The 10,142-nt window shown below is 47.7% G+C and carries 7 protein-coding genes and 1 riboswitch; of the genes, 6 read left to right on the top strand and 1 reads right to left on the bottom strand.

Features of this window, described 5'->3' with window-relative positions; genetic code table 11:
* Positions 1 to 379 precede the first annotated feature (379 nt).
* Positions 380 to 682 carry a hypothetical protein gene (locus A3GG_RS0109945; protein WP_033408805.1) on the bottom strand — a complete coding sequence of 101 codons (303 nt, stop codon included), beginning with the start codon at positions 680 to 682 and terminating at the stop codon, positions 380 to 382.
* A gap of 220 nt (positions 683 to 902) precedes the next feature.
* Here A3GG_RS0109945 and A3GG_RS0109940 point away from each other — a divergent pair, with 220 nt between their 5' ends.
* The 6 genes from A3GG_RS0109940 to tnpB form a co-directional block, all read left to right on the top strand.
* Positions 903 to 2,579, top strand: a complete 1,677-nt coding sequence (locus A3GG_RS0109940) for a putative transporter (protein WP_018359146.1) — start codon at positions 903 to 905, stop codon at positions 2,577 to 2,579.
* Between the two features lie 158 nt (positions 2,580 to 2,737).
* Entirely contained in the window at positions 2,738 to 3,949 is a 1,212-nt protein-coding gene (locus tag A3GG_RS0109935) for a phosphoglycerate kinase (protein ID WP_018359145.1), read from the top strand.
* A gap of 151 nt (positions 3,950 to 4,100) precedes the next feature.
* Positions 4,101 to 5,927, top strand: a complete 1,827-nt coding sequence (locus tag A3GG_RS0109930; protein ID WP_018359144.1) for a Na/Pi cotransporter family protein — start codon at positions 4,101 to 4,103, stop codon at positions 5,925 to 5,927.
* Positions 5,928 to 6,078: 151 nt separating this feature from the next.
* A riboswitch (cobalamin riboswitch) is annotated at positions 6,079 to 6,264 on the top strand.
* Positions 6,265 to 6,411: 147 nt separating this feature from the next.
* A complete protein-coding gene (locus A3GG_RS12315; RefSeq protein ID WP_018359143.1) occupies positions 6,412 to 7,533 on the top strand; it encodes a YncE family protein in 1,122 nt (373 codons plus the stop codon).
* 9 nt (positions 7,534 to 7,542) lie between these two features.
* Positions 7,543 to 9,615 carry a TonB-dependent receptor gene (locus tag A3GG_RS0109920; protein WP_018359142.1) on the top strand — a complete coding sequence of 691 codons (2,073 nt, stop codon included), beginning with the start codon at positions 7,543 to 7,545 and terminating at the stop codon, positions 9,613 to 9,615.
* A gap of 338 nt (positions 9,616 to 9,953) precedes the next feature.
* Positions 9,954 to 10,142, top strand: a 189-nt coding sequence (gene tnpB, locus A3GG_RS14045; protein WP_018359141.1) for an IS66 family insertion sequence element accessory protein TnpB, incomplete at its 3' end; no start/stop codon positions are given.

Here is a 10,142-nt window from a genome sequence, read left to right as displayed (position 1 = left end):
CCTAACTGCTTGTTAATCAGTCCCGACATGCCTATTTTCTCCCAATATGAGATGAAAAATTGAGCTCCCCCGATTGCAGTCTTGCGATTTGTGCTAATAAATTGTACCTTTGCCATAACAAGTCCTCTATAATTTTTTGTAATATCTATACGAACATAAAGATACAAAAAAATCTGGACATAAGCCCTGTATTCTCCTTGAATACAGGGCTTTAATTATCAATAGCGCCACCTACTAATAATCAGGGGCTAACGCATACTTTGCGGAATCTAGGGCGCGAGCCACAATGCGTGCTATGGATAGTGCGGTTATCGCTAGCCGTAATAGCTATCGATAACCGCACCAATTGCCTCCTCCCCGAGGGTGTCCACCGAAGAGTTTAGAATGGAAGGGCTTGCTGTACACCTGCCTTAGCTACCCTAAGACCACTCTTTGCGATTTCCTCCATTTGCTCTACGGTATATTCCTTCTCATCGAACTTCTTCAATCCCTCGACCGCTTTCTTATACTCGTCAACAGCCTTATCGAAGTCTGCCTGATCCCCCTTCTCCTCAGCGATCTTCTCTACCTTCATAGATGCCTTTACCACCTTGTCCACTGCGCCCTCTGGAGTAGCGGTACATGCTGTAAATGCAAACATCGTCATAGTGGCTACGAAAGCCAACATCATTTTCTTCATCATATCTCTTACCTACTCTATTATTGGATTTTCGGCTTCCTCCTAAATAATAATACTGTAAAATCACCAGTTTTGCAAATATACGATATTCTATCCATATCCTTTACATAAATAATGACACGACACCCTATCTTGCTTTCAAGGACAACCTTAGGGCATATTCTAGATATTGGGTACCTTTGTGCTAAATGTCATCAAAAACAAATAATTTCATCAACGATCTATGGTTTGGTTGCAGCAGCTTTTCTTTGGAGGTGGCGTAGCACACTCTCTTTTGGTAATGGCGCTTACAATTATGACGGGGTTAATACTTGGGCGAGTGAAAATCTTCGGAATCTCACTCGGTGCTACCTTTATTCTCTTCGCCGGTATACTTTATGGAGAGCTCGGGATGAAGGTGGACGCTGGGATACTCCACTTCTTCCAAGAGTTCGGACTTATCCTATTTGTCTTTGCCATCGGTTTGCAGGTAGGGCCTAGCTTCTTCAGCAATTTTATGAAGGGAGGTCGAACCCTCAACCTCCTAGCCACCCTCAATGTATTACTTGCCGTGGTAGTGACTGTAGTCATCTACTTCCTCTCTGGCGTACCCGTACAGACGATGGTAGGCATCATGAGTGGCGCTATCACGAATACCCCTGGTCTTGGAGCTGCACAGCAAGCATTCAATGATATCACAGGCAACTCAGACCCCTCTATCGGTATGGGCTACGCAGTTGCCTACCCTCTTGGCGTAGTAGGCATCATCCTCTCCATGGTGCTGATCAGAGCTATCGCGAGAGTAAACATCAGCAAAGAGGAGCACCAGCTACAGGCTGAACGTGCCGAAGAAGAGCTCTCAGCGATTCCTCTTTCGCTAGAAGTCCAAAACCCATCCTTATTCGGATGCAATGTAGAATCACTCACAGAGCTACTCCGCGGGCGCCACTTCGTGGTTTCTAGGATATGGAAAAAGGCTACCGATGAGATTCAGATAGCAGTGACGAGCACGGTACTAGAGGAAGGAGATAGGATATTTGTTATCACGGAGCAGCCCAATATCGAGGCGCTAGTCATGACCGTGGGTAGAGAGCTACACATAGATCGTAAGCGCTGGATTCCTGAGGACTCCAAGTACATTGCAAGAAAGGTGGTAGTCACTAGGAAAGAGGTCAATGGTAAGAGCCTGAAGAGCCTCAACCTGAGGGCACTCTATGCGGTAAATGTAACGCGTATCTACAGAGCTGGTGTGGAAATTGTGGCATCGCCCAACTTCATCCTCCAGTACGGCGACCGCCTCAATGTAGTGGGTAGCGACGCTGCCATAGAGAATGTCATCCCTATTTTTGGTAATTCCGTGAAGCGTCTCGATGAGCCCAATCTCTTTACCATCTTCTTGGGTATTGTACTCGGTATCATGTTTGGATCTATCCCTATTATGTTCCCTGGCATTCCTCAGCCTGTGAAACTAGGTTTGGCAGGCGGTCCACTTATTGTCGCCATCTTCATAGCACGCTTCGGATACAAAGTACACCTCGTATCTTATACCACCACGAGTGCCAACCTTATCCTTCGTGAAATGGGTATCAGTATCTTCCTCGCCTGTGTCGGCATCAACGCAGGTAACGGATTTATCGATACGATAGTGAACCAGGGCGGTTTGGCTTGGGTAGGGTATGGTCTCTTGATTACGATGATTCCTCTACTGGTAGTAGGTTTCATAGGTCGATTTATCCTAAAGCTCAACTACCTACAGATAGTAGGAATGATGGCAGGTGCTACTACAGACCCTCCTGCCCTAGCCTATGCCAATAGCCTATCGGACAACGAGGCTTCTGCCGTAAGCTATGCTACGGTATATCCGCTTACGATGTTCCTGAGGGTACTCGCAGCACAGCTTATGATTATATTCCTACTCTAAGCACAAGAGCAGCAAGAGAATAATAGAATGTGAATAGTGACCAACGTAAGTATCATCCTATACGTTGGTCACTATTCGCATTATCACTAAAATAATAAGTATATTTGCGTGGTGATTAGGTAGAATAAATACTTCAAACAATATAAGATTCAATTACGATGGCTAATATCGAGAATTTTGACTTTAAGGGCAAGCGCGTCTTTGTACGCGTGGACTTCAATGTGCCCATGGATGAGAATAAGAAGATTACCGACGATACCCGCATGCGTGCGGCACTGCCAACACTTCAGAAGATTCAGAAGGACGGCGGTCGCCTTATCATCGGCAGCCACATGGGTAGACCCAAGGGGGTAGATAAGCAGTTCTCTCTCGACTACATCCGTCCACACCTAGAGGAGCTATTGGGTACGCCCGTTAAGTTTGCCGACGATTGCGTGAGCGACGAAGCACTCCAGATGGCCAACGAGCTAAAGGATGGCGAGGTGCTACTCCTAGAGAACCTCCGTTTCCACGCCGAAGAGGAGGGTAAGGGCAATGGCAAGGCAGGGCAGCCTGCATTCACTGAGCGCCTAGCCAATATGGCAGACGTTTATGTCAATGACGCCTTTGGTACTGCACACCGTGCACATGCATCTACAGCGCTTATCGCAGACCATTTTGATGCCGACCACAAGATGTTCGGCTTCCTTATGGGTAAGGAAGTAGCTGCAGTAGAGCGCGTGATGGACAAGGTAGAGCGCCCATTCACCGCTATCATGGGTGGTAGCAAAGTCTCCAGTAAGATCGAGATTATCGAGAATCTAATGAATAAGGTAGACAACCTAATCCTCACCGGAGGCATGGTGTATACCTTTATGAAGGCTCGTGGGGGTAAGATTGGCAACTCTATTTGTGAGGACGACAAGCTCGACCTCGCGCTAGAGATAGAGCGTAAGGCTAAGGAGAAGGGTGTAAACCTAGTACTTGGCGTAGACTCTGTAATTGGAGACGAATTCTCCAACGACGCCAATACCCAGATTGCAGATAGCAACAACATCCCTGATGGTTGGGAAGGTCTGGACATCGGTCCTAAGACACAGGAGAAGTTCGCTGCCGTTATTCGCGACTCCAAGACCCTCCTCTGGAATGGTCCATTCGGTGTATTTGAGTTCGATACTTTTGCCAAGGGCTCAGAGGCTATGGCTAAGGTAATTGCCGAGACTACCGCTAAGGGCGCCTACTCTCTCGTAGGTGGTGGTGACTCTGTAGCGGCAGTCAATAAGTTTGGTCTTGCCGATCAGATGAGCTACGTATCTACAGGCGGGGGTGCCCTCCTCGAAGCCATTGAGGGCAAAGTACTTCCAGGCATCGCCGCAATCAATAGGAAGTAAACCGTAATAGCGCTATTACAAGAGGGTCTGATAGGGCATTTGCCTTGTCAGACCCTATTTTATGAACATATTTAAGACTTTTCCTTTGCTACTCCATTACGATTTAGCTAAATTTGCGGAGTAATTATGTTTAGGGAAACAATAGTAAGAAATGGATTACGGTATTCTTGACTTTATCCACCTGATTGGCTCGCTCGGCATCTTCCTCTACGGAATGAAGATAATGAGCGAAGGGCTACAAAAGGTGGCTGGCGACCGCATGAAGAGTATTCTCTCTGCAATGACCTCCAATCGTGTATTCGGTGTATTTACGGGTATTCTTATCACCGCACTGATACAATCATCCTCAGCGACCACGCTCATGACCGTGAGCTTTGTCAATGCCAGCCTACTTACGCTAGCCCAAGGGGTCAGCGTCATTATGGGAGCCAATATAGGTACCACCGCTACTGCTTGGATTATCTCACTCTTAGGTTTCAAGGTAAACGTCAGTGCCTTTGCCATTCCCCTCATTGCCGTAGCGATACCATTTATCTTCTCCAAGAAAGCTAGGATGAACTCGTGGGGCGACTTCATGCTCGGCTTCTCGCTCCTATTCCTGGGGCTTCAGTTCCTCAAGGAATCTATGCCTGACCTTCAGAACAACCCCGAGGCGCTCTCATTTCTCCAGACCTATACCAACCTAGGCTTCGGATCGGTACTCATCTTCCTTCTTATCGGTACTATCCTCACCTTCATAGTGCAGAGCTCAAGCGCCACAGTCGCTATCACCCTCGTGATGTGTAGCCAAGGATGGATCCCCTTCGAGATGGGCGCAGCGATGATCTTAGGAGAGAATATCGGTACTACTATTACCGCCAACCTCGCTGCCCTTAGTGCCAATTACAATGCTAAGCGTGCCGCACTCTCACACACCCTATTCAATGTCTTCGGTGTGGTATGGGTACTCTTCCTTTTCTTCCCAGCTATCAACCTCGTTTCAGGTATCGTAGAGAGAATAGATGGCTATGACCCTCGCAACCTATTCCCTATGATTGCCGACCTCAATGCTCGGTTCCAGCCTGGCGACGTAGCCATGATAACGGGCAAAGACCCTATTTTCGACCCCGAGCTGAGTCGTATGCAAGCCACCATACGCAACTCTGCAGGTGCCATCAGTATAGGCTTGTCGCTCTTCCACACGTTGTTCAACATCTCCAATACTCTAGTGATGATATGGTTTGTGCCAGTCATCGTAAAGATATGCAATAAGGTTATCCACCCTTCCAAGAAGGCTGCCGAGAAAAAGGAGTATTCCCACCTACAGTACCTTTCTACACGTATGCTCTCCACAAGTGAGCTATCCTTGCTTCAGGTGAATAAGGAGATTGTCTCCTTCGCCGATAAGGGACTAGGCATGCTCCGAATGGTTCGCGAGCTGAGCAATATCCAAGAGCGAGATCAGTTTGAACTCGTCTTTACCCGCATCGATAAGTATGAGCGCATCTGCGACCGAGTGGAGATAGAAATCGTGCAGTATCTGACAGAGCTATCCCGAGGAGACCTGAGTGGAGAGTCGCGCCACAAGGTTCAGAAGTACCTCCGTATAGCTAGCGAGATAGAGAGCATCGGAGACTCCTGCTTCGAGATAGCCCGCATCCTCCGACGTAAGCTCGATGATGGCATCAAGGAGAACCCAATCATTGCCGCACACCTAGCCGTACTTCATGAGATGCTCGAGAATATCCTCAATCACATGAAAGGCGTACTAGAGGACAATGAAGATAATGCTCAGGACATGCTACTTATCTCTCAAGACCTAGAGAAAGCGCTCAACATCAAGTATAAGTTCCTAGTTACAGAGAACCTAAAGGATCTGCAGGCCAATGCTTATCCATACCAAGACTCAGTCTACTACCTCGATATCATCGACGAATACGAGCGACTAGGCGACTACGCTGTCAATGTAGTAGAAGCATTTATCGGCGAAGAGAAGTAATCGCCACTGGTAATCGCCTCACTTCAGGCACCAATTCCCCTCCTATAGAGGCCTTTCTAAAGCTCTGTAGGAGGGGAATTTGCATTGCGCAAATACACATTCGTTCAATAATCTTAAAGTAAATTGGGAAGTTCCAGAAAATATATTACCTTTGCCAATACAAGAGATGGGGTAAGGGAATTTGGTGCACAAGTCCAAAGCAGTACCCGCTACCGTGATGCTTCTCCTATAGATTAGGGTATCGTGCTATTATAAGCCACTGAGCCGAAAAGGTGCTTGGGAAGGCAATAGTAGAGAAGAGCTAAGCCGGGAGACCTCCCCTTCAATTTGGTGCAATGCGCTTGCACAGAGAGCCGATGACGCCTTCCGGGTGTGGAGGTGCCGTCCTTCCAAGGCAGTCGTAGCTGTCTTTCTTTCTCTTTGTAGGTGTTGCGCCCCAAGCGAGTGATAAAGTTTAGAACAACGACAAAAGAAAAGAAAGGAAATGAAAAAGTATTTCGATAATCTATCGCTACGCATCGGAGCATTGTCTCTGATGCTTATGGCACTGGCGACAAGCTGTGTATCCGAGAGTGACCAACCCAAAACAAAACCAGCCGAGACAGAGAAGCTCAATGTTTTCGTAGTGAATTCGGGAAATTTTGGCAAAGGTAACGCATCTCTAGATCTCTACCTACCCTCCACCAAGACTCAGAGACACGAGATCTTCTTGAATACCAATGGCACCAAGTTGGGTGATGTAGCACAGAGTGCTTCTCTATTTGGTAACAGCCTGTATGTAGTCGTTGGCAACTCCAACGTTATCTACCGACTAGATCCTATGACCCATAAGCGCACAGGACAGATGGATATAGAGAGTCCTCGGTATATCTACTTTGTGAGTGCCGAAAAAGCGTATGTCTCTCACTTAGGTTCGGGTGATATCACCGTGATTAACCCCAAGAGCATGAACACTATAGGCAAGATTACCACCTACCAATCTGGCAATAAGGAGGCAAAGAAGTATGACCTCAGCACTGAGCGTTGGCTAAAGGCTGATAATACACATGTACTCGTAAGCTGCTGGAGCAATAATAGCAAGGTGCTCCTTATCGATACCACTCAGGACAAAGTCGTAAAAGAGATTGAGGTTGGACTACAGCCTAAGAGCATGGGGATGGATCAGAATGGCAAGGTATGGGTACTATGTGAGGGACAATCATGGAAGGGTACGAACCCTTGTATCTGGACTATCGATACCAAGAACAACTACGCAGCAGCTCAGGTAGGTGGAGAAATCCAGAAACTACCATATCTCAAGTATGCTGCCACATCAGACCTCGTGATGAACCTCACACGAGATGCCTTCTACTACTTCAATGCTCCACACATCTACAAGATGAGTATTACAGACAAGGAGATACCAACTACCCCATTCATAGCTATGCCTGAAAATTGCAACACCTACTCACTAGCAGTTGCGCCAAATGGCGAACTCTACATCGGTGATGCCAAGGACTACCAGCAAGGTGGTACGGTATACAGATTCTGCTGTGAAGGAAAACAGATAGATAAGTTCGAGGTAGGACTTCTGCCTATCGACTATGTATTTTACTTCAAGAGATAACTAATCCCTATGAGGCTCTTGCTAGCCATTTTGTGTATCGCGTTCCTCGCACTTCCCACAAGTGCAGAGGAGCGTGATACTTTATTGATACAACAGCAGTACAACCTCTCGGAGCTAGAGGTAGTCAGCCGAAGACCGCTCAGCCAAATAGGTGTGATGCAGAGCAAGATAGCGCCACTCGTACTCCACGATAATATTGCGCTCTCTCTGGGAGACGTCCTCACCTACGGAAGCGGTATATTCGTAAAAGAACAAGGGCGTGGGGCACTCAGCACCGTCTCCTTTCGTGGTACAGCTGCCAGCCATACCCGCGTAGACTGGAATGGGGTGGCACTCAATTCACCTACGCTTGGATTTACCGACTTCAGCCTTATACCGAGCTACTTTGTCGATAATGCCGCACTCCTGCACGGCTCTAGCTCTATCAGCCAAGGGGGTGGCGGACTAGGTGGTGCCGTGGTGCTTAATACCGACCTCTCTAAGCTACCTCACGGGCATCTACTCACCTACACACAGGGCATTGGCTCCTACAAAACCTTCGATGAGTACCTGCGCTACACGTACAGTGGCGAGCAGTGGCAGAGCAGCACCCGTCTCGTAGCCGCCTCTAGCCGCAACGACTTCATCTACACCAATAAAGATAAGTGGGCTGATATCAAGGACGAAGAGGGGAATATCCTGAGTTCGTACCACCCTCGCGAGCGGAATAGCAATGGTGCCTTCCGAGATTTCCACCTACTTCAAGAGCTAGCCTACCAGCCTAATCCCGCCCACCGGATAGGGCTTTCCCTATGGGGCACAAGTAGCTATAGGCAACTACCACTATTGTCGGTAGACTATGGCAATCCCGCCCTTAGGGTCAATGAGAATAGAGAACAGAGCCTACGTGGCGTATTGACCCATAACTATATCGGAGCGCAATGGTCACTGGAGAACCGACTAGGGCATAGTACCTCTTATATCTCTTACGATAATGGCTCCAGGGCAGTGATAGACGGACCAGTCTCCTACTTTTACCAGACTCGTAGCCTATTGCACAATACCTTTGCCGAGAGCAAAGCCCAGTGGTTTGCAAGCCCTAAGCTCATGCTTAATGGCTCAGCCAAGATAGCGCTACAGCAGGCACGCACGGCAGGCAAGGTACATGCTACGGGCGACCCCGACCTATCCAAAGGACTCCTACACAAGCGAGTAGAGGCGAGCCTCTACCTATCTGCCAAGTATACCCCTACCGACCGTCTCGGCATCTCTCCTGCACTTAGATTCGAGGTGTATGGCAATCGCTCCACACCACTTATCCCTGCGCTCTTCGTGGATTACCTCATCTACAAGCCTGCCAACCTAGCGCTGGTAGCTTCGGTAAGCCGTAATTATCACGAACCAACCCTCAATGACCTCTTCTATATCCCTGGGGGCAATCCCAACCTTCGCCCCGAGAAAGGACTTACTTACGATATCGGGCTCACCTATGCCATAGGGAAGAAGGACTGGAAAGTCTCTGGCTCTCTAAATTGGTTCGACTCCAGAGTACACGATTGGATTGTGTGGCTTCCTGCAGGAGGTAGTAGTGCTATTTGGACACCTATTAATTACAACAACGTACACGCCTATGGTATAGAAAGTGCTCTGCAGGGAGCTTATCGCATTAGTCCCAAGGCACAGATAGACCTACAGGTCAACTACTCTTGGACCCCTTCGATTAATCAGGGACCATCCATATTCAACAACGATAGGTCCATCGGCAAACAGCTCGTCTATATCCCTCGCCACTCAGCATCGCTGATTGCGACAGGCACTTACACCTCATGGCGCTTCACCTACAAGTACGCCTACTACAGCGAGCGCTTCACCTCTACAAGCAATAGCCCAAGTAAGCTATATACAGTTGCCCCCTACCACATGCACGATGTCTCGATAGAGAAACTATTCTCTACACGAGCTCTAGACCTAGGGCTCAAACTAGCGGTGAAGAACTTATTTAATGCCGACTATCAGACCGTCATGAGCTATCCCATGCCAGGGCGCAACTTTGAGCTCTTCATCACCATCTCGCCTAACTTCAGCCCAAGCCACCACAAGTAACGCCCCAAGTAGCGCTACAGCAAATATTGCCTAGCGCTATCCAGCAACATGAACCGCCAAAGTAGGCAAATTTATCTCTAGGAATAAATTTATTTTTCTGTACCTAGATTCCGCAAATGACAATTAGTTCCATCTCAACTCTCAAATCTAGCACTTTTTGAGTTGTCTAGTTTTTTGGGGAGTATTATACCCTGCCATGGAATATGGAATAGTAGTAGCTGTATAACAATAACCAATAACTATGTAGTAACTCTCCCAAAACGGGCGTATTGTGTCGGTTTATTATTGTAGTCATCTTTGCGGTTGGAAGTTGTTCAGTTATTAGATGACTACGATTTATGTTTAATCTAAATGAAAGCAATTGCTTTTTTCTATTTATTAGTGGCGTTGACTTGAGGAAAGGGTTTGGAGGTTTGGGGGGGATCATTCTTAGAGATGGTCGCAATCCTTTAGAGGGGGATGTGTTTGTGTTTATCAATAGGTCGAGGACTACGATGAAATTGCTCCACTGGGAACGGGGCGGGTAT

It is taken from the genome of Porphyromonas levii DSM 23370 (genome assembly GCF_000379925.1).
Classification (GTDB): domain Bacteria; phylum Bacteroidota; class Bacteroidia; order Bacteroidales; family Porphyromonadaceae; genus Porphyromonas_A; species Porphyromonas_A levii.
The sequence above is the reverse complement of the archived record's forward strand: the minus strand, read 5'-3'. Positions and strand labels throughout refer to the sequence as shown.

Excerpts from the sequence above, each read along its gene's own strand:
- A3GG_RS0109945 (WP_033408805.1), bottom strand. The coding sequence starts at position 682 with ATGATGAAGAAAATGATGTTGGCTTTCGTAGCCACTATGACGATGTTT.
- A3GG_RS0109940 (WP_018359146.1), top strand. The coding sequence starts at position 903 with ATGGTTTGGTTGCAGCAGCTTTTCTTTGGAGGTGGCGTAGCACACTCT.
- A3GG_RS0109935 (WP_018359145.1), top strand. The coding sequence starts at position 2,738 with ATGGCTAATATCGAGAATTTTGACTTTAAGGGCAAGCGCGTCTTTGTA.
- A3GG_RS0109930 (WP_018359144.1), top strand. The coding sequence starts at position 4,101 with ATGGATTACGGTATTCTTGACTTTATCCACCTGATTGGCTCGCTCGGC.
- A3GG_RS12315 (WP_018359143.1), top strand. The coding sequence starts at position 6,412 with ATGAAAAAGTATTTCGATAATCTATCGCTACGCATCGGAGCATTGTCT.
- A3GG_RS0109920 (WP_018359142.1), top strand. The coding sequence starts at position 7,543 with ATGAGGCTCTTGCTAGCCATTTTGTGTATCGCGTTCCTCGCACTTCCC.